Annotated in this window: 20 protein-coding genes; 5 read left to right on the top strand and 15 right to left on the bottom strand. The window is 67.4% G+C overall.

The window, feature by feature from the left end; all coding sequences use genetic code 11:
• Positions 1–10: 10 nt before the first annotated feature.
• The 3 genes from EPO41_RS12320 to EPO41_RS12310 all read right to left on the bottom strand — a co-directional run bounded on the left by EPO41_RS12320 (position 11) and on the right by EPO41_RS12310 (position 2,910).
• Positions 11–1,330 carry a TRAP transporter large permease gene (locus tag EPO41_RS12320; RefSeq protein ID WP_296325344.1) on the bottom strand — a complete coding sequence of 440 codons (1,320 nt, stop codon included), beginning with the start codon at positions 1,328–1,330 and terminating at the stop codon, positions 11–13.
• The gene (locus EPO41_RS12315) at positions 1,327–1,842 is read right to left on the bottom strand and encodes a TRAP transporter small permease subunit (RefSeq protein ID WP_296325342.1); all 516 of its coding nucleotides are present in this window, start codon (positions 1,840–1,842) and stop codon (positions 1,327–1,329) included. Before EPO41_RS12315 ends, EPO41_RS12320 begins: the two co-directional genes overlap by 4 nt.
• 78 nt (positions 1,843–1,920) lie before the next feature.
• Entirely contained in the window at positions 1,921–2,910 is a 990-nt protein-coding gene (locus EPO41_RS12310; protein WP_296325339.1) for a TRAP transporter substrate-binding protein, read from the bottom strand.
• A gap of 193 nt (positions 2,911–3,103) precedes the next feature.
• Between EPO41_RS12310 and EPO41_RS12305 the strand changes: the two genes are divergently transcribed.
• Both EPO41_RS12305 and EPO41_RS12300 read left to right on the top strand, forming a co-directional pair.
• Positions 3,104–4,768, top strand: a complete 1,665-nt coding sequence (locus EPO41_RS12305; RefSeq protein ID WP_296325336.1) for a SulP family inorganic anion transporter — start codon at positions 3,104–3,106, stop codon at positions 4,766–4,768.
• An 8-nt stretch (positions 4,769–4,776) separates the two neighbouring features.
• Complete coding sequence (locus EPO41_RS12300; RefSeq protein WP_296325333.1) at positions 4,777–5,640, top strand: aldose 1-epimerase family protein; 864 nt, start codon at positions 4,777–4,779, stop codon at positions 5,638–5,640.
• 7 nt (positions 5,641–5,647) lie between these two features.
• Here the strand turns inward: EPO41_RS12300 and EPO41_RS12295 are convergent, their stop codons facing one another.
• From EPO41_RS12295 to EPO41_RS12285, 3 genes are all read right to left on the bottom strand, one after another.
• Positions 5,648–6,907 (bottom strand): sterol desaturase family protein, encoded by a 1,260-nt coding sequence (locus EPO41_RS12295; RefSeq protein ID WP_296325329.1) that lies wholly within the window; start codon positions 6,905–6,907, stop codon positions 5,648–5,650.
• A gap of 122 nt (positions 6,908–7,029) precedes the next feature.
• Positions 7,030–8,139: a helix-turn-helix domain-containing protein gene (locus EPO41_RS12290; RefSeq protein WP_296325326.1), complete on the bottom strand. Its 1,110-nt coding sequence runs from the start codon at positions 8,137–8,139 to the stop codon at positions 7,030–7,032.
• Between the two features lie 68 nt (positions 8,140–8,207).
• Positions 8,208–9,050, bottom strand: coding sequence for a helix-turn-helix transcriptional regulator (locus tag EPO41_RS12285; protein ID WP_296325323.1), 843 nt, complete (start codon positions 9,048–9,050; stop codon positions 8,208–8,210).
• Positions 9,051–9,162: 112 nt separating this feature from the next.
• On the opposite strand from EPO41_RS12285, the gene EPO41_RS12280 reads away from it, so the two are divergent.
• Both EPO41_RS12280 and EPO41_RS12275 read left to right on the top strand, forming a co-directional pair.
• Positions 9,163–9,582, top strand: a complete 420-nt coding sequence (locus EPO41_RS12280) for a hypothetical protein (protein WP_296325319.1) — start codon at positions 9,163–9,165, stop codon at positions 9,580–9,582.
• 12 nt (positions 9,583–9,594) lie between these two features.
• Positions 9,595–9,990, top strand: a complete 396-nt coding sequence (locus EPO41_RS12275; protein WP_296325316.1) for a PaaI family thioesterase — start codon at positions 9,595–9,597, stop codon at positions 9,988–9,990.
• Here the strand turns inward: EPO41_RS12275 and EPO41_RS12270 are convergent.
• The 4 genes from EPO41_RS12270 to EPO41_RS12255 are packed head-to-tail and all read right to left on the bottom strand — an operon-like array spanning position 9,987 to position 12,149.
• Entirely contained in the window at positions 9,987–10,676 is a 690-nt protein-coding gene (locus EPO41_RS12270) for a hypothetical protein (protein ID WP_296325312.1), read from the bottom strand. The genes EPO41_RS12275 and EPO41_RS12270 overlap by 4 nt on opposite strands.
• A gap of 18 nt (positions 10,677–10,694) precedes the next feature.
• Positions 10,695–11,159, bottom strand: coding sequence for a glycine/sarcosine/betaine reductase selenoprotein B family protein (locus EPO41_RS12265; RefSeq protein ID WP_296325311.1), 465 nt, complete (start codon positions 11,157–11,159; stop codon positions 10,695–10,697).
• Between the two features lie 13 nt (positions 11,160–11,172).
• Entirely contained in the window at positions 11,173–11,562 is a 390-nt protein-coding gene (locus EPO41_RS12260; RefSeq protein WP_296325310.1) for a DUF1330 domain-containing protein, read from the bottom strand.
• Entirely contained in the window at positions 11,559–12,149 is a 591-nt protein-coding gene (locus tag EPO41_RS12255) for a TetR/AcrR family transcriptional regulator (RefSeq protein WP_296325307.1), read from the bottom strand. Before EPO41_RS12255 ends, EPO41_RS12260 begins: the two co-directional genes overlap by 4 nt.
• Positions 12,150–12,228: 79 nt before the next feature.
• Here EPO41_RS12255 and EPO41_RS12250 point away from each other — a divergent pair, with 79 nt between their 5' ends.
• A complete protein-coding gene (locus EPO41_RS12250) occupies positions 12,229–13,149 on the top strand; it encodes a DMT family transporter (RefSeq protein ID WP_296325304.1) in 921 nt (306 codons plus the stop codon).
• Between the two features lie 16 nt (positions 13,150–13,165).
• Here the strand turns inward: EPO41_RS12250 and EPO41_RS12245 are convergent, their stop codons facing one another.
• From EPO41_RS12245 to EPO41_RS12225, 5 genes are all read right to left on the bottom strand, one after another.
• Positions 13,166–13,756, bottom strand: coding sequence for a hypothetical protein (locus tag EPO41_RS12245; RefSeq protein ID WP_296325301.1), 591 nt, complete (start codon positions 13,754–13,756; stop codon positions 13,166–13,168).
• Entirely contained in the window at positions 13,749–16,190 is a 2,442-nt protein-coding gene (gyrB, locus tag EPO41_RS12240; RefSeq protein WP_296325299.1) for a DNA topoisomerase (ATP-hydrolyzing) subunit B, read from the bottom strand. Before gyrB ends, EPO41_RS12245 begins: the two co-directional genes overlap by 8 nt.
• A gap of 22 nt (positions 16,191–16,212) precedes the next feature.
• Entirely contained in the window at positions 16,213–17,418 is a 1,206-nt protein-coding gene (gene recF, locus EPO41_RS12235; RefSeq protein WP_296325296.1) for a DNA replication/repair protein RecF, read from the bottom strand.
• Complete coding sequence (dnaN, locus tag EPO41_RS12230) at positions 17,415–18,533, bottom strand: DNA polymerase III subunit beta (RefSeq protein ID WP_296325292.1); 1,119 nt, start codon at positions 18,531–18,533, stop codon at positions 17,415–17,417. Before dnaN ends, recF begins: the two co-directional genes overlap by 4 nt.
• Positions 18,534–18,741: 208 nt before the next feature.
• Positions 18,742–19,435: chromosomal replication initiator protein DnaA (locus EPO41_RS12225; protein WP_296325289.1), on the bottom strand; the 694-nt coding region annotated here is incomplete at its 5' end.

Raw genomic sequence — 19,435 nt, 5'->3', positions numbered from 1 at the left:
GGGCGCCCGGCTACTTCAGCAGATCCGGCGCGATCAGCCGGGGCAGGAAGAGGGCAATGTCGGGCCACACGATCATCGCCGCCAGCACCACGATCATCGGCACCAGCATGATCAGCGTGTCCTTCAGCGCGAAGCGCAAGGGAACGCCCGCGACGGCGCAGGAGATCATGAGGCAGAGTCCGTAGGGCGGTGTCACCAGCCCGAAGGCCAGGGCCACGATCGAGACGATGGCGAAGTGCACCGGATCCATCGAGACCGACCTGGCGAGCGGCTCGAGCACCGTGCCGACGATGATGATCGCGGGAATGGCGTCGAGGAAGCAGCCCACCACCAGGAACACGAGGGCGATGAAGAAGCCGACGCCGATCGGGCCCATGCCCCAGGTCGTGACGTTGGCCAGCAGTTCCTGTGGGATCCTGTAATAGGCCAGCAGCCAGCCGAAGGCCGAGGCGGTGCCGATGCAGAACAGCGCCACGGAGGCGAGCTTGCCCGTATCGACCAGCGCCTTGTAGAGCTCCTTCGGCCCCATCTCGCGATAGACCACGATCGACAGCACGGCCGAGTAGAGCACGGCCACGCAGGCCGACTCGGTCGCCGTGAACCAGCCCGCCAGGATGCCGCCGACGATGATGACCGGTGTCATCAGGGCCGGGATCGAGACCCAGATCGAGCGTAGGAGCTGGCGGAAGGTCCCGCGCGGATAGGTCGGATAGCCGCGCTTCACGGCATAGACGTGCACCGTGGCCATCTGGGCGCCGGCGATCAGCAGGCCGGGCACGACGCCCGCGAGATAGAGCGCGCCGATCGAGGTCGAGATCAGGCCGCCCCACACGATCATGAGGATCGAGGGCGGAATGACCACCGCCAGCACGGCGGAGACCGCGGTGATGGCGACCGAGAAGGAGAGGTCGTAGCCCTCGCGCGTCTGGGCATCGATGAAGATCTTGCTCTGGCTGGCGGCATCGGCGGTCGAAGAACCGGAGATGCCGGCGAAGAAGACCGAGAGCACGACGTTGATCTGGGCCAGCGAGCCGGGGAAGCTGCCGACGATGGCGCGCGACAGCGCTACCAGCCGGTCGGTGATGCCGCCGACGCTCATCAGGTTCGCCGTCAGCAGGAAGAATGGCACGGCCAGCAGGATGAAGGAGTTGTAGGCGTTGAAGGTTTCCTGCGCGAGCATCATCGTCCCGAGGCGTGGCTCGAGATAGAAGAGCGGCAGGCAGGCAAGGCCGAGCGCAAAGGCCACCGGCACGCGCAGAATCAGCAGGACGAAGAAACAGCCGAACAGGATCGAGGCCGCCTCGCCGGCGGAGAAGAGCGCCCCCGTCATGTCGCGCTCCCGCCGAACAGGATGCGCGTCTCGTCGTAGAATTGCTCGCCCAGGAAAACGATCCAGGTCACGGCGGCCGCTGGCCAGGCGATGTGGATCATCCAGAGCGGCAGGTCGGCCAGCTCGGAGGTGCGATACCAGGCGAAGCGCGTGAACTCGATGCCGCCGATCAGGAACACCATGGCGAAGGCCAGGATGCCCAGGCGAGCGACGATGCGCACGGCGGCCTCGCCGCGGCGCGGCAGGGTCGGCCACACATCGACTTCGAAGTGCGAGGCTTCGCGCACGCCGATCATGGCGCCGATCATGATCATCCAGATGAACAGGAAGCGCGCCATCTCCTCGGTCCAGATATAGGCCGGGATCAGCGCGGTGTAGCGCGAGATCATCTGCAGGGTGACGGGGATGATGATGACGGCGACGGAGAAAGCGAGGAGGCCGGTCAGGAATTTGGCATAGGCGGCCGTGAACCGGCGCCACAGGCCGGGCGGCGCAGAGACAGAGGAGGGCATCGGGAATCCGTTCAGGGAGGGCGCCGGCGGAACCGGGAAAACGCGCAGCGGAGCGACGTGCCCCGCTGCGCGCGCAACTCAGTTGGTGGCGACGATCTGCGTGAAGATGCCATCGGCGCCGATCTCCTTGGCGTAGGCGGCCATCACCGGGTCGACAAGCTTCTTCATCTCGGCGCGGTCCTTGAACGGGATGCGCTTCAGCTTGCCGGCTTTCTCCAGCGCGACGAGCTTCTGCTCGTCCTCGCTGCTCTCGACCTGGCGACCGTAGGCGCCGGCCTCCTTGCCGGCCTTGACGACGGCGTCCTGCAGGTCCTTGGGAAGGGCGTTGAAGGTCTTCGACGAGAAGCAGACGGGACGGATGGTGATGGCGTGCTCGGTCATCGCGAGATTGGGCGCCACTTCGTAGAACTTCATCGATTCGACGCCGGCCGCTTCGTTCTCGCCGGCCGAGATGACGTTGTTCTGGATGGCGTTGTAGACCTCGTTGTAGGCGATGACGGTCGGCGACATGCCGGCGGCGGCGAAGGTCTTGGACCAGATCGGCGCACCCTGGACGCGGACCTTGAGGCCCTTGATCTCGGCCAGGTTGCTCACCGGCTTGTTGACGAAGATGTTGCGCACGCCGCCCCCGGCATAGCCGATCAGCATGACCTGGGCCCTTTGGGCGACCTCGTCGGCCACAGGTTTCAGGAGATCGAGGTCGAGCACCTTGTTCCATTGCGCGAGGTCCCGGAACAGGAACGGCGCATCGATGAACGGCGCAGCCTTCGAGAAGGTCGACATGTGGGCCGGCGAGACGACCGCATAGTCCACCGCCTTGCCCTGCGCCATGTACTCGAAATACTGCTTCTCGAGGCCCAGCGACGAATTGCGGTGGAGCACGAAGTTGATCGGCTTGCCGTAATACTTCTTCACCAGCTCCTCGAACTTGAGGAGAGTCTTGTTGAAGGCGTGGTCGTCGTTGAACTGCACGGCGCCGTTCAGCGTCAGCGGCGCCTGTGCGTTGGCAATGAACGGTGCGGCGAGAGTCGAGGCGGCGATACCGCCCATCAGCAGTCTGCGCTTCATGTCGTTTCCTCCAAAGGCCCTGTTTTGGTTCTGCGACCGGGACCGTGCGCGGACTATGCATGGGTTTCGGGCCGGGTGCGACCGGGTTGTCAGACAACATGCCGTCTTTCCGGAAACCCTGGTCCGGACCTTGCGTCGGGTTGTGCTGACCGGCGTTATTCGATATCATGATAACACATAAAATTATTGTATTATGTCACTCAGTACCCCTTCCTCGACCTTCCTGGCGAGATTCGACGGCCCCTTCGTCCCCAAGCTCGTGTCGGTGTTGCGCGAGGGCTACGGCTTGGCCTGGCTGCGGGCCGATGCCATCGCAGGACTCACGGTGGCGATCGTGGCGCTGCCACTCTCGATGGCCATCGCCATCGCCTCGGGCACGACGCCGGAGCGCGGCCTGTACACGGCGATCGTCGGCGGCTTCCTGATCTCGGCGCTGGGCGGCAGCCGGTACCAGGTCGGCGGCCCCGCCGGTGCCTTCATCGTGCTGGTCGCCGCGACGGTCGCGCGCCACGGGATCGAAGGCATGCTGCTCGCCACCCTGATCGCCGGCGTCTTCCTGGTGGCGGCCGGGGCGCTCCGGCTCGGCACCTTCGTCAAGTTCATCCCCTATCCGGTGACGGTCGGCTTCACGACCGGCATCGCCGTCATCATCTTCGCCAGCCAGATCAAGGACCTGTTCGGCCTAACCCTGCAGGGCAAGGAGCCGGGCGAGTTCGCCGCCAAGCTCGAAGTGCTCGCCGGCGCGGCCGGCACCGTGAACGCGGCGGCCGTCGCGCTGGCCGTCGTGACCGTCGGCCTCATCCTCGGCCTCCGCAAGCTGCGGCCGCACTGGCCGGGCATGCTGGTCGCCGTGGTGGTGACTTCGGTCGCGACCTTTGCGCTCGGACTGCCCGTCGAGACGATCGGCAGCCGTTTCGGCGGCATCCCGTCCATGCTGCCCGCACCCAGCCTGCCCGACATGTCGGTGGAGAAGATGCTTGCCGTGCTGCCGGATGCGCTCTCCTTCGCGCTGCTGGGCGCCATCGAGTCGCTGCTGTCCGCGGTGGTGGCCGACGGTATGACGGGCCGCCGCCACCGCTCGAACTGCGAGCTGGTCGCCCAGGGTGTGGCCAACATCGCGTCGGCGCTGTTCGGCGGCATCTGCGCCACCGGCACGATCGCCCGCACCGCCACCAACGTGCGCGCCGGTGCGCATGGGCCGGTTGCCGGCATGCTCCATTCGACTTTCCTGCTGGGGTTCATGCTGCTGGCCGCGCCGCTCGCTGCCTATATTCCGCTTGCGGCACTCGCGGGCGTGCTGGCGGTGGTCGCCTGGAACATGGCCGAAAAGCATGAGTTCGCGACCCTGCTGCGCTCCTCGCGCGGCGATGCGGTCGTGCTGCTCTCGACCTTCCTCCTCACCGTGTTCCGCGACCTGACGGAAGGCATCGTGGTCGGTACGGTCCTGGGCGTCATGCTGCTCATCCAGCGCATCACCGCCACGGCGGGCATCGTGGCGCAGCCGGTACGTGCGCCCTTCGCCGCCGATCTCGTGACCGACCCGCAGGTGATCGTCTACCGGCTGTCCGGCGCCTTCTTCTTCGGCACAGCCTCGACCGTGGGCGCCGTGCTCGACCGCATCGCCGACCAGCACAAGGCCTTCATCATCGACTTCAGCGCCGTGCCTTTCATCGATTCGACGGCGGCCAACGTCATCGCCGGCATCGGCCGCAAGGCGCTGCGTCACGGCGTGCGCGTCTATGTCACCGGCGCCGCGCCGTCGGTGCGCCACCTGCTGCTGCGGGCGGGTGCCGGCCGGCCCCAGGTGCGCTACCTGCCCTCCATCGACCATGCCGTGCGCGAGGCCCATCTCCTGTAGGATGGGGCATGGCTTTTCCCACCGTCTCGATCTCCACCACCGCGCTCAGCGCTGAGATTTCCGCCATCGGCGCCGAACTTGTGCGTCTGCAGGATCGCGCGGGTGCCGATCTCCTCTGGGACGGCGATCCCGCGGTCTGGAACGGTCGCTCGCCACTCCTGTTTCCCATCGTTGGCGAGGTGAAGGGCAACCGGCTCAAGGTCGCCGGGAAAGCCTACGAAATCGGCCGTCACGGCTTCGCCCGGACCTCGACCTTCGCCCTGATCAGGTCCGACGCCGCGTCCTGTACCTGGCGCCTGGAGTCGAGCGAGGCGACGCGGCGCCACTATCCCTTCGAATTCAGGCTGGACGTCACCTACAGGATCGAAGACGCCACGCTGCACATGGAAGCCGAGGTCACGAACATCAATGCCGTGGTCATGCCGGTCTCGTTCGGCTTCCACCCGGCGCTGCGCTGGCCGCTGCCCTACGGCAAGCCGCGTGCGGCCCACGAGATCGTCTTCGAGCGGGACGAGCCGGCGCCGATCCGCCGGCCGATCGACGGCCTGCTGAGCGCCGCACAGTTCGCGACACCGGTGCGCGCCCGTCACCTCCTGCTGCACGACGACCTGTTCGAAGAGGGCGCGCTGGTCTTCGATACGCTGGCGAGCCGCAGCGTCCTCTATGGCGAAGCGGTCCGCGTCGACTTCCCGCGCATGCCGCATCTCGGCATCTGGACCAAACCGGGTGCCGGCTATGTCTGCATCGAACCGTGGCAGGGCCATGCCAGTCCCGAAGGCTTCGACGGCGAGCTGGCCGACAAGCCCGGCGTGATTGCCATCACGCCGGGCGCCACCGAGAGCTTCGCGATGTCGATCAGCGTCGAGCGCTGACCCGGCGTCACTTCAGCACGGCGGCCAGCGCCGCCGCGCTGCGCCATACCTGCTTCTGGCAGATGAACAGAACGCAGCCTTCGATCGTCAGCGTGTCGACGGTCGGCCGACGCAGCGTCGCACGATAGGTCTGGCCGTCCTCGGGATTGTAGATGCGCCCCTCCCAGACGCCGCCAGGGGTGCGGGCGAGCCCGGACAGGATCGACAGACCGACGACGGGCCGCGTGCGCAGGGAAGCGTCACCATTCTGGGTATCGAGGCGCGGCCGGCCCTTGTCGTCCAGGCTGTCCCACAGCCAGCGGACGGTGCCGCACAGGCCCGGTGCGTCGCTGCAGGGGACGATCTCGACGATGGCCGCCGCGCCGGGTGTCACCCAACGCCCCACCGGGCCGTCGTCGGCGCGGACTGGGTCGGCACCCAAGGCAAATCCTCCGGCCAGGATACAGGCAAGCGCCCGCGCGAGCATGCGCGCCGCTCTGCCCCGCGCTGTGCTTCCCGCAGCCGGCGAGACGATCGCCTCGAACTTCCGCCGGTAGTCGGGATGCTCGGTGCCCATCAGTTTGTCCCACCAGCGGAAGTAGAGGCCGTAATTGTAGCGTCCGGCTTCGTGATGCAGGTCGTGATGGGTCGTGGTGTTGTTCCAGCCCAGCCAGCGGCCGGGGCCGAAGGCGGCGGGATGAACCTCGGCGCCGGCATGCCCCATGACGTTGCGGAGGATCTGCACGATGCCGAAGGCCAGCAGGGCGATTCCGTGCATTGGCACGGCGAGCAGGAAGAGCGGGACGAAGGCGCCATGCACGACGGCCTCGGGGACGGCGAATGAATAGGCGGCCCACGGCGTCGGCGTCCGCGACAGATGATGGGTGCGATGGAACAGCCCGAACAGCCGCCTGTGGTGCATCGCGCGGTGCGCCCAGTAGAAATAGGCGTCGTGGACTACCAGCATAAGCGCGAGCGACAGGACGAGGTAGAGCGGTCCGGCCTGCCGGAAGTCCTTGTAGATCGTGATCCAGCCCTGATGGTCGCCCACTGCCACGACGGCGCCCAGCAATGAGAAGATGAAGGCCGTGCGCAAGGACGCCAGCAATTCGCGCCGCCGCTGGCCCCGGGCGGGATCGCGGGTCTGCAGCCTGCGGCGGGCCAGCCCGGCACGCCAGAACAAGGCGAGGATCGTGGCCATCAGCGTGGCGGCTACGAGGTAGCGGGCGGTGTCCATGACCCAGACCGTGGGCCAGGCAGACAGATAGACGTGCCAGAGTTCGTTCATCGATCGCCCCTCCATCGGGCGTGTCCAAGGCCTAGGAGGAGGGGGCGGACGGATCGCGCCGAAGGTGAAAGCCGACGATTTGCTCCGGAAATCGGCTCGCCGATTCCGGAATCGGCAGGAAATCAGGAGCCGTTGCGGCCTTCGGCGGCTTTTCTGTACTCGGTCGGAGTCATGCCGGTATCGGCCTTGAACGCCCGGTTGAAGGGACCGAGCGACTGGAAGCCCGAATCGAGGGCGATGGTTAGGACCGGGACCGTGGCCTGTCCGGGATCGGCAAGGGCCTGCTTGGCATCGGCCAGGCGGTGACGGTTCAGGTACTCGTTGAAGTTCCGGTATCCCAGCCCGCGGTTGATGGCGCGCCTCAGCCGGTATTCGGGCAGCCCGAGTCGGCTGGCCAGGACGCCGATGGTCAGTCCCTCCTGACGATAAACCCTGTCGACCGACATCAGCCGCTCGAGCGTGGCGAGCAGTGCCGGGTCGGCGGGCTCGTCCTCCGGCGCCGCCGCCGTCGTGGGCGGATGAGGGGGCGGGCTGGCGGACGAGGGGGCGCCGACGGCCGGCTCGACAGTCACCGTGCCGAGGACGGAATCGAGGTCCGCCGACAGCAGTAGCAGGGCGACGATGGCTGCGATCGCGACCAACGCGCCCGAGTTGAGCAGGTGCAGGCTCATCGGGACCTTGTCGGGGCCGATGACGAGTTCGGCCGTGACGGTCACGGCGATATGGAGGGCGACGGCGATCAGGATGAACAGGCGCAGGCGCCGCCTCCCTTCCACCAGATCGCTGCTCCAGCCCCGAACAGTCTGCACCAGCGCCAGCAACGCCAGCACGATCACCGCGCCGCGCACGAGAACGCCCAGCAGCCAGTGCGACGTGAAGCCCGCCCCCAGCAGATGGACCAGCGGCCAGATGACAAGGCCCAGCCAGACGAGCGCATGCCAGGGCTTCAGCCGGAACGAATCGTCGAACATCGCCTGGGCGAACAGCCAGAAGACGGCGGCATTGCCGGTGCAGAGCATCAGGACGGGGGCGAACCAGAGGGGCGGATCATGGGGGCCGGGCGAGGAGCAGACGGCGTAGGCCGCGGCGCCCCCGGCCAGGAGAGCGCCGAGCCAGGCGGCGGGCCGGCCCTGGGCCTGGCGCAGCGTCGCGGCCGCGACGGTCAGGAGCAGAGCGATGCCCGCGCCGCGCAGGGCGATGTCGAGGGTGACGAGGATGTCGGGGCCGCCCATGTCGGCGCCGTGATTAGCATTTTGCAGAGATCACGCCACCCGCAACACGCTGCCGGCAGGCCGGCCCTTCAGCGCCGGGCGGCGAGGCTCCTGAACAGCGCGTCGCTGCGGTCGTCGGCGGGGAAGAAGCTCTCGACGCGGACTTCCTGCAGGGTGATGTCCTGCGGGGTGCCTAAAGTGGCGATGGTGGTGAACACCGAGAGCGCCTTGCCGCCCACCAGATAGTCGACCGTCAGCACCGGCCCTGGCCGCTCCTCGAAGCGAAGCTTGCGGAACGAGGCGGGCACGTCGGGATAGGCCATGATCTCCTCGATGAAGGCGAGCGCCCTGGGCTCGCCGCCGGCTGCCAGGATCTCGGCATAGGTCGTCGACACGAGATAACGCGCCACCTCCTCCCAGTTAGAGATCTTCGAGCGCAGCGCCTTCGGGTCGAGAATCCAGCGCAACAGGTTCGGCGCCTTGCCGGCGGGTGGTGGCGGCGGCATGCCCTCGAACAGGAACATGGTGAAGGCGTTGGCCGCCTCGTTGGCCTGCAGCAGGTTCCACAGCCGGTCGATCACGACGGCGGGGTAGGGCTCCTGCTGCTTCAGCATGAAATCGATGGCCTGGCGCACCGGGGCGAGTTCTGGCGCGGCGAGGTTGCTCTCGCGATAGGCCGGCGCGAATCCGGCCGCCAGCAGCATCTCGTTGCGCTGGCGCAGGGGCACATCGAGCGCGGTCGAGAGCTGGACCACCATCTCGCGGCTGGGGCGGGCGCGGCCCGATTCGAGGAAGCTGACATGGCGCTGCGAGACGCCGGACTGCAGCGCCAGGGAGAGCTGGCTGGCGCCGCGACGGCGGCGCCAGGCGCGCAGCATGGGACCGAACGTGTCGACCGGAGCCGTGGGTGCGGAAGCGGGATGGGTGCTCATGATGGAGCGAAACCTAGCACCGGCCCTCGGGTCCGCCGATTACCTGCTGCGTAATTGAGGAAGCGGTGGGCCGATGCGATTTCCAGATCGTCCGCAACCAAAGGAGGACGACATGACCACTTCATCAGACCGCCTGCTCCGCCGCACCCTGTGGGGCAACGCCGCCTTCTCCGTGCTCTCCGGCGCGATGCTGGTGGCCTTCGCCGAGCCGTTTGCCCGGTTCGCCGCGCATGGCCCGGTATCTGTCGCCGGCCTCGATCTCGCCATCCTGTTCGAGCTTCTGGGCGTGGGCGTCGTGGCCTTCGGCGGCCTTTGTGCCTGGGTCGCCTCGCGAGCCGAACTGCCGCGCGGTCTCGCCCGCTTCATCTTCGCCGCTGACATCGCGTGGGTGGCGGCCAGCGCGCTGGTGCTGGCGCTGCCGGCCTCGTGGACCACGGCCGGCGTCGTGGGCATCGTCGTGGTCGCGCTGATCGTGGCCGACTTCGTGATCCTGGAGTATCTCGGCCTGCGCCGGCTCCATACCGCTGCTTAGGAGGAAACGACCATGGACAAGCTCCAGCACCTGAACGCCATCAAGCTGCCCTTCGCCGAGGTGCTGGGGCTCAGGTTCACGGAAGCGAGCGAGACCGGGGTGAAGGCCGAGATGGTTGTGCGCCCCGAACTCTGCACGCGGCCCGCGATCCTGCACGGCGGCGCCGTCATGGCGTTTGCCGACACGCTGGGCGCCGCCGCCACCGTGCTCAACCTGCCCGAGGGTAAGGGCACGACGACGATCGAGAGCAAGACCAACTTCGTGGGGCCGGCGCCGGTCGGCAGCACGGTGATCGGCGAGACCACGCCGATCCATCGCGGCCGCCGCACCATGGTCTGGACCACCCGCATCACCACTGCCGAGGGCAAGCTCGTGGCCGTGGTGACGCAGACGCAGATGGTACTTTAGCTCTTCGCCAGCCGGTGACGCTCGGTTGCCGGGATCAGGGTCAGGTTTCCCAGGATCCTGTGCTGCGGGTCGGCACTCGCGGCCAGCCGGGGCTGCAGGTCGAGCAGCGCCTTGCCGAACAGCGTCTCGTCCCACAGCCACGCCTTGCGCTTCTTCGCCGTGCCGGGATCGGGAAAGGCCGAGGCCGCCTCCAAGTAGTAGGCCCGCAGGTCGTCGATCGCCTCCTTGAGCGCCTGGGCCGGCGGCAGGTTCCCGGTCAGGGCGGTGGACAGAAGGGCGCCGGCCGCCGGCATGTCGAGACCGGAAACGCCTATGGTGGTGCGGCCGGTTCTGGCGACGCTCTGATCGTGCCAGGTCGCCAGACGGTCGATCTCGGCCGCCAGCGTGTCGGTGGCTTGGGGCGCCAGGTTGATCGGGCAGGCCCAGCCGGTGAAGTCGGCCTCTTCGGCAATCTCTTCCGGATAGTCGGCGATCAACGGCCCGTCGGTGCGCTCCAGCAGCTCCGCCGTTGCGCGCAGCACGCGGCGCTGGAAATCGGGATCGTCTGGAATGCCGAGCGGCCGGCCGAGCTCGAACGTGACCCAGAGCGCCCGCGGCGGACGGATGGTTTCGGTGTGTTCACGCACCAGGCTGATGCTGGCGGTCGGAATGCCCTGACGCTCGAGGAAGTGGCCCAGCGCGCCCACGGCGCGCGTGCAGGCGGGTCAAACGGGAACGAGCAGGGCCGCATCGACGGCATCCTGTTTCAGCAGGCCGGCGAGATGCTGGGCATGCGGTTCGGCCGCATCCGGCGGAAACGCGCCCATGAACGAATAGTGCATTGAGGCCATCGAGCCGATGACACCCTCTTCGACCAGCTCGCGCAGCCGGTCGATCGGGAAGGCGACGTTGTGGTCCTGCTGGAAGCCCGTGCGGTCGAAGTTCACCGAGATGTGACTCATGACCAGGTCGCGCGCCGGAGTCTCGGCCGGAATGACGCGATAGCTGCCGTCGCCGGGGCGGAACGGCCGGTCGCCGCGCCGATGCAGGCCAGCAGTCGAGATCAGCGCGACGCGGCGCTGGGCGAGCGGCTTGCCCGGCAGCGCCGGCGTGTCGTCGAGGGTCGGACATTCGATGCGGCGGAGGTGGTGGGCCTCGACCTCGGGCATCTCGCTCAGACGTTTCACCATGGCGACGTGCTCCTCATGTGAATTTCCGATAGGTCTCGCGCGTGGCGATGATGGCGTGGTCGAGGCAGCCGTTCTCGCGCTCGACATTGGCCTCCGCGTATTCGGGCGACGTCATCATGGCGAGGAATGCGGCGCGCGAGGGATAGCTGACCAGCGCCGCGTAATCCCAGCGATGCCGTTCGGGTTCACCCAGCGCCACCGCTTCGGCATCGCCCGTCCAGATGATCGTGCCGCCCCGCGCCTTGATCAGCTTTATGGTGAGCGCGCTGTAACGGAGGTAGGCGTCCCAGCCGCTGCCGTTGCCGTCGAGCGAGCGCTCGCGGAAGCGCATCAGGTTCAGCATGACCACCGGGACGTCGTCCGGCAGCGCGCTCAGGGCGGCATGGTTCAGATGATCGATCATTGCGGACTCCCCAGAAGGTCGAGCGCCGGCCGGACGACCGCTTCGAGCGTGTGCCGGCGGGCGCCGGTGCGCGCCAGGACGCGCATGCCCATCAGCACGCCCAGCAGGTGGATCGACAGGGCCTCGGCGTCGGTGCCGCGTGGCGTCTCGCCGGCCTCGATCGCCGCCTCGACGTTGCGGCGGAAGAACGCGCGGATCTCCTCGAGATAGGCCGTGACCGCGCGGCCCAGTCCTGCGTCGTGCGGCGCGACGTCGAGCGCGGAATTCACCAGCAGGCAGCCCTTGCAGTCGCGATCCTTCAGCGAACGGTCGATCACCTCGGCCAGGAACGCGCGGATCGCCTCGCTGGGACGATGACCGGCCTCGAGTCGCGCGATGCGCTCGCGGGTCGAGCGATTCGCGTAGCGTTCGAGGACACGCACGAACAGCGCGCGCTTGCCGCCGAAGGCATTGTAGAGGCTGGCGCCGCCGATCCCCATCTCGCGCGCGAGGTCGCGCACCGACGTGGCCTCGTAGCCGCGACTCCAGAAACAGTCGACAGCGGCATCGAGCGCGCGGTCCTCGTCGAATTCCCTCAGGCGAGCCATTGAGGGAATAAGAGCGTAATTCTGGAGCGATTGCACCAAAATTCATGTGCGGCTGGCCCGCTCCGTGCTAGCGAAGGGCATGGCCGAAGGGACACCCGTGCGGATCACGCGCGACCACTGGGGCTTCCTGTGCGGCTCCATCATGGCCCTCGGGGCGTCGCTGTCGTTTGCCTCAGCGCGCGCCGGCATCCTGGATGGTCTCGGTGCCGTCGACATGATCTTCGCCCGCTATATCGTGGCCGGCGCGATCATGTTTCCGCTGCTGCTGCGCTACGGCGTGCGCGACTTCGCCGGCATCGGCTTACGGCGATCGCTGATCCTCACCCTGCTGGGCGGCGCACCTTTCGCCTTGCTGCAGACCGGCGGCTACGGTTTCGCGCCGCTGGCGCACGGCGCCGTCATCGCGCCCTCGACCGTCACCATCGTCAGCACGATCGGCGCCGCCCTGTTCCTGCGCGAGCGCCTCAGTCGCACCCATCTGGTCGGCGCCGCGATCGTGCTGACAGGCATCTTCCTGATCGGCTGGGACGGACTCACCCAGCCATCGGGCGAACAGGCCTGGCTGGGCGATCTTCTGTTCTTCGCGTCGAGCGTGCTTTGGGCCGGCTTCACTTTGCTGCTGCGACACTGGCGCTTGCCGGCGCTGCCGGCGACGGCGGTCGTGGCCGTGCTGTCCTTTCTGCTGACCACACCAGTCTATCTGGCGGTGATGGGTGTCGCCCACCTGCAAGCATTGCCGCTCGGCATGCTGGCCTTCCAGGGGCTGGTGCAGGGCGGCTTGCAGGGCGCCGTCACCATGGTGGCCTACAGCCAGGCAGTGATCTTCCTCGGCGTCAGCCGAGCCGTGCTGTTCCCGGCCATCGTTCCGGCCCTGTCGGTGCTGGTTGGCATCCCGATCGTCGGTGAATTTCCCGGCGTGTTGCAGATCGGTGGGCTCAGTCTGGTCACCCTGGGCCTGATGACGACGGTGGGATTGTTCCGGCGGCTCGGCCTACGGTAACCCGGGTCGCTGGCGCTCAGCGCATCAGGGCGGGCACGAAGGCCTGCAGCGCGGCATCGGCGTCGGCCGCAGTCTGCTGGTGCGACTGCATCCAGTCGACGCGGATCTTGACGAAGTGGTCGCGAAAGCCGGTCAGCAGCAGCTTGCTGTAGACCCGCGAGTTCGCCTGGGTGAGGCCGCTGTAAGTGAGGCAGCGGAAGGTCACCGCCCCATAGGCGCAGCTCGAAGGCACCGACGGCTTTTGGAAGCTCGTGTAGCCGGCGTGCTTGAACTGCTGCTCGGCCGAGGCGACCTCGACGTTGAACTGGCTGATCACCGTCGGATTATCACTGCCGGGCGGCACCCGGCGGCCGAGATCGTAAACCTGCACGCTGATCGTCAGCCGCCTCGGCGTCGAGTAGTAATAAGCCATCCCCTGGCCGGGATTGTTGGCCGGGGGCGCAGCATAGTTGATCGAGCGCTCGAACGTGGCGCCGCCCAGGCTCGATGGAAAGCTGAGCCTGGTGCCGGTGTTGGTCGTCGGCGTCGTCGACTGGGTCTGCGCCGATGCCGGGCCTGCGCTGGCCAGAAGCACAGCGGCGACCAGAGCCTTTCCGACCCTAGACATCGAGGTTCGCCACCTTCAGTGCATTTTCCTGGATGAAGTCGCGGCGCGGCTCGACCACGTCGCCCATCAGGGTCGAGAAAATCTCGTCGGCCTCGTCGGCATGGTTGATCCTGACCTGCAGCAAGGTGCGCGCCTCCGGATCGAGGGTGGTCTCCCAGAGCTGGTCGGGATTCATCTCGCCCAGGCCCTTGTAGCGCTGGATCGTGACGCCCTTGCGGCCGGCCTCGAGAACGGCGGCGAACAGCTCGGTCGGCGAGGAGATCCGGGTCTCCTTGTCCTTCACCGCGAAGATGCCGGGCTTCTGGTAGACGGCCTGCAGCTCGTCGGCCAGGGCATCGAGCTTGCGCGCCTCGGCGCTGCGGGTCAGCGGTCCGTCGATCACGTGCCGCTCGGTAACGCCGCGCAGGCGACGCGTGAAGGCGAGACCGCCGTCGGCGATCGGCTCGCCGGTCCAGCCCTTCTCCAGCAGCGGACTGACGACGTCGAGACGCTTGGCGATGTAGTCGGCCGTCTGCTTGGCCAGCTCCGGATCGGCCAGCACGTCGGGTTTGAGGGCGCCCGCGATCGCCGCCTGCTCGATCACCGCCTGGTTGGTGACGCGGCGCGACAGGGCCAGCGGCTTCACGAGGTTGGTCACCGAGCGGGCGATATCCACCGTGTTCCGCAGATCTTCCTTGGCGAGCACGCTGCCGCTGCCGAGCTGCAAGGTGGCGCCCTCGAGGCCGGTCTGGATGAGATGATCGTCGAGTGCGCGCTCGTCCTTGAGGTAGATCGCCGACTTGCCCTTCGCCGCTTTGAACAGCGGCGGCTGGGCGATGTAGAGGTAACCACGCTCGATCAGGTCGCGCATCTGGCGATAGAAGAACGTCATCAGAAGCGTGCGGATGTGCGAGCCGTCGACATCGGCGTCCGTCATGATGATGATCTTGTGATAGCGCAGCTTGTCGAGGTTGAAGTCGTCATGGCCGATGCCGGTGCCCAGCGCCGTGATCAGCGTGCCGATTTCCGCCGAGCCCAGCATCTTGTCGAAGCGCGCGCGTTCGACGTTCAGGATTTTTCCACGCAACGGCAGGATCGCCTGGTTGGCGCGGTTGCGGCCCTGCTTGGCCGAGCCGCCGGCCGAATCGCCCTCGACGATGAAGAGTTCGGAGAGCGCCGGATCGCGTTCCTGACAGTCGGCGAGCTTGCCGGGCAACGACGAGACGTCGAGCGCGCCCTTGCGGCGAGTGAGCTCGCGGGCCTTGCGTGCGGCTTCGCGCGCGGCGGCCGCCTCGACCACCTTGGTCAGGATCTTCCTGGTCTCGGCGGGATGTTCCTCGAACCACTGGCCGAGCTTGTCGCTGACCACCGATTCGACGACCGGACGCACTTCCGACGAGACCAGCTTGTCCTTGGTCTGCGAGGAGAACTTCGGGTCGGGCACCTTGACCGAAAGCACGCAGGTCAGGCCCTCGCGCATGTCGTCGCCGGTGAGGCCCACCTTCTCCTTCTTGGAGATGCCGCTCTCGTCGGCGTACTTGTTCAACGTGCGGGTCAGCGCGCCGCGGAACCCCGCGAGATGGGTGCCGCCGTCCCGCTGCGGGATGTTGTTCGTGAAGCACAGCATCGTCTCGTGATAGCTGTCGTTCCACTGCATCGCGACTTCGACGGCGATGCCTTCCTTCTCGCCCCGGATCGACACTGGCGGATCGTGCAGTACCGACTTGTTGCGGTCGAGATACTTGGCGAAGGCCTCGACGCCGCCCTCGTAGTACAGCTCGGAAACCTTCCGCTCGGCGCCGCGCTCGTCGGTCAGCACGACCCGCACGCCGGAGTTCAGGAAGGCCAGTTCGCGCAGCCGGTGCTCGAGCGTGGCGAAGTCGAACTCGGTCTTGGTGAATGTCCCGGTCGAGGGCAGGAAGGTCACTTCGGTGCCGTGCTTGCCCTCCGGGGCATCCCCCACGACCTGGAGGTCGCCTTCCGGCTCGCCATGCCGGAAGCGCATGTAGTGTTCCTTGCCGTTGCGCCAGATGCGCAGGTCGAGATGCTCCGACAGCGCGTTGACCACCGCGGCGCCGACGCCGTGCAGGCCGCCCGAAACCTTGTAGGAATTCTGGTCGAACTTCCCGCCGGCATGGAGCTGCGTGAAGATCACGTTGGCGGCCGAGATGCCCTCTTCCCGGTGGATGTCGGTCGGCACGCCGCGGCCGTTGTCGCGGACGGTGGCCGAGCCGTCGCCGTGCAGGACAACGTTGACCTGGTCGCAATAGCCCGCCAGTGCCTCATCGATCGCGTTGTCGACGATCTCGTAGACCATGTGATGCAGGCCGGTGCCGTCGTCGGTGTCGCCGATATACATGCCCGGGCGCTTGCGGACCGCTTCGAGGCCGCGCAGCACTTTGATGGAATCGGCGCCGTAGTCCTCGGCGCCCGGCGTCATGTCATTGTCGCTCATGGTCCTGGCTTTCGAAAAGGGTTCAGATCGCCGCGATCGACCCGTCGGCGACACGCAGGATTTGCGCGCGGCCGCGGAGCGGCGCAAAGAGTTCGGCATCGGTGCCGGTCATCCAGCTCTGGACGCCCAGCGCCACCACCTCGTCGAACAGCGCCCGCCGGCGCTCCTCGTCGAGGTGGGCCGCGATTTCGTCGAGCAGCAGCAGCGGCGGCCGGCCGCGCGACAGCGCCACCAGCCTTGCATGCGCCAGCGCGATCGAGACGAGGACCGCCTTCTGCTGGCCGGTCGACCCCTCGGCCGCCGGCAGGTCGAGATCGAGGTGGCGCACCGCGAGATCGCTGCGGTGCGGTCCGCAGGAAGTGGTGCCGGCTTCGGCGTCGCGCAAGCGGCTGGCCGCCCATTCGCCACGCAGCCGGTCCTCGACGTCGATCGCAGGCATGGTGGCCACCCAACCGTCGACTTCGCCCGCCATGGCGAGCGAGGCACGGGGGAAAGGTCCGACGCCCAGCCGTGCGGCGGCATCGAGGCGCTGCACCGTGTCGGCGCGCGCCGAAGCCAGCGCAACGCCGTGGCGGGCCATCGTGTCTTCCAGCGCCGCGAACCAGTGCGGGTCGCGGTTCCCTTCGCCCAGAAGGCGGCTGCGCTGGCGCTGAGCGTTCTCGTAGGCCGCGACGTCGCCGGCGTGTTCGGGATGCAGCGCCGTCACCAGCCGGTCGAGGAAACGCCGGCGCTCGCTCGCGCCGTCGAGGAACAGCCGGTCGAGCTGCGGCGTCAGCCATACCGCCGCGACATGCCGACCGAGCGCGGTCTGGCTCTGCATCGGCCGGCCGTCGATGCGCACGGCGCGGCGCGGCAGGCCGCTCTCGCCGCGCCCGGCTTCGAGGCCGGTACCGATGGCCAGCCGGCCTTCGGGCGTGTCGAGCGTCGCGGCGACCGCCCAGCCGGCGGCCGAAGGCTCGTCGCCGCGGGAGCGGCGGCAGACATCGTCGAGCTTGGCCCGCCGCAGGCCGCGGCCGGGCGCCAGGAAGGAAAGGGCTTCCAGAAGGTTGGTCTTGCCCGCGCCGTTGGCGCCGACCAGGACGACCGGCTCGTGGCCGCACTCGAGGCGGAGCTGGCGGTAGTTGCGGAAGTCGGTCAGGCGAAGCTGGCGCACGGCGAGGAGTGCCGGCGCAGCGCCCGATACGGCGTCGGAAGAGTAGGCGAGGTTGCTAATGGCCTGTGCGTTCATACCCGCATCGGCATGAGCACGTAGAGCGCGCTCTCGTCGGCACCGTCACGCACCAGGGTGGGCGAACCGGCATCGGCCATCAGGAAGCGCGCCTCGCTGCCCGCAATCTGCTCGGTGATGTCCAGCAGGTAGCGCGAGTTGAAGCCGATCTCGAGCGCCGTATCCTTGTACTCGACCTCGATCTCCTCGCTGGCGCTGCCCGCGTCGGGGCTGGTCGCCGAGAGCGTGACGATGCCCTTGCCGACCGCCAGCTTGATGGCGCGCGACTTCTCGGTGGAAATCGTCGAGACGCGATCGACGGCGTGCGCGAATTCCTTGCACGGCACGTTCAGGACCTTGTCGTTGCCGGTCGGGATGACCCGCTCGTAGTCCGGGAAGGTGCCGTCGATCAGCTTGCTGACCAGCGTGACGTTGCCGCTGGAGAAACGAATGCGGGTGTCGCTGAGCTCGACGTCGACCGAACCGTCGCCCTCGTCGAGCAGCTTGCGGACCTCGCCCACGGTCTTGCGCGGCACGATCACGCCTGGAATCTCGCCGGCGCCCTTGGGCAGCGGCACCTCGACCCGAGCCAGGCGATGACCGTCGGTCGCCACGCCGCGCAGCACCTGGGTGCCGGCCGCGGTCGCGGCATGGAAATAGATGCCGTTCAGGTAGTAGCGGGTCTCCTCGTTGGAGATCGCGAAGCGGGTACGGTCGATGATGCCCTTGAGGTCGGTCGCCGGGAGCTGGAAGCGATGCGGCAGGTCGCCTTCGGTCATGGCCGGGAAATCGGCCGGCGGCAGGCACTGCAGGGTGAAGCGCGAGCGGCCGGCCCGGATCACCAGGCTGCTGTTGTCGGAGGCGGCTTCCAGCTCGACCTGGGCGCCGTCGGGCAGCTTGCGGACGATTTCGTACAGCGTGTGGGCCGGCGCCGTGGTCGATCCGGTCTTGGAGGCGCTGGCCTCCACCGATTCGGTGATGGCGAGGTCCATGTCGGTCGCGGCAAGGCTCAGCCGGCCCTTCTGGGCGGTGATCAGCACGTTGGACAGGATCGGGATGGTATTCCGACGCTCGACGACACTCTGGACATGGGCCAGGGCCTTCAGGAGGGCCGCCCGTTCGATCGTCAATTTCATGTTTTGGTCGCCGTAGTCAGGGCCGGATTGGGTCTGGTTCATGGCCCGTTCCCAAGGCTGCGAAGGGCGCCGGAGGAACGGTTGAAAAGTATATCACGCCGACTGTCCGCGGGAAGCAATTTCGCTGTTTCTAGAGGCATTTAGGGGCTTTGGCGCAATGCAAAACAGGCCCTGAGCGGCCTGTTTCACAGTCATAAATTGTGATTTTCTAGCCCTGTAGCTGGCGCTTGAGCAGTTCGACGTCTTCGGCGATCGACAGATCGGAAACCTTGAGTTCCTCGATCTTGCGCACGGCATGCATGACCGTCGTATGGTCGCGGTTGCCGAAGCGCTTGCCGATCTGCGGCAGGCTGAGGGTCGTAAGCTGCTTGGCGAGGTACATCGCTACCTGGCGCGGCCGGGCGACCGAGCGGGCGCGCCGCGGCGAGCTCATCTCGGCGAGCTTGATGTTGTAGTGGGCGGCGACCCGCTGCTGGATCTCGTCGACCGTGACCTTGCGGTCGGCCTGGCGCAGCAGGTCGTGCAGCACGTCCTGCGCCATCTCGACGGTGATCTCGCGGCCGATCAGCTGGCCGTGCGCGACGACGCGGTTCAGGGCGCCCTCGAGCTCTCGGATGTTGGTGCTGATCTTGTGCGCGAGGAACTCGAGCACGTTGGCCGGTACCGGGACCCGGGCGTTCTCGGCCTTGGTCTGCAGGATCGACAGGCGCAGCTCGTAGGTCGACGAGTGGATGTCGGCCACGAGGCCGCTGCCCAGCCGCGAGCGCATGCGCTCCTCGATGTCCTGCAGCTCGCTCGGCGGCTTCTCCGAGGACAGGATGATCTGCTTGTTCTGCTCGACCAGCGAGTTGAACGTGAAGAAGAACTCGTCCTGGCTCGCTTCCTTGCCGCAGATGAACTGC

Origin of the sequence: Reyranella sp. (genome assembly GCF_004297265.1) — a bacterium.
GTDB lineage: Bacteria > Pseudomonadota > Alphaproteobacteria > Reyranellales > Reyranellaceae > Reyranella.
This window is presented reverse-complemented; position numbering and strand designations above follow the sequence as displayed.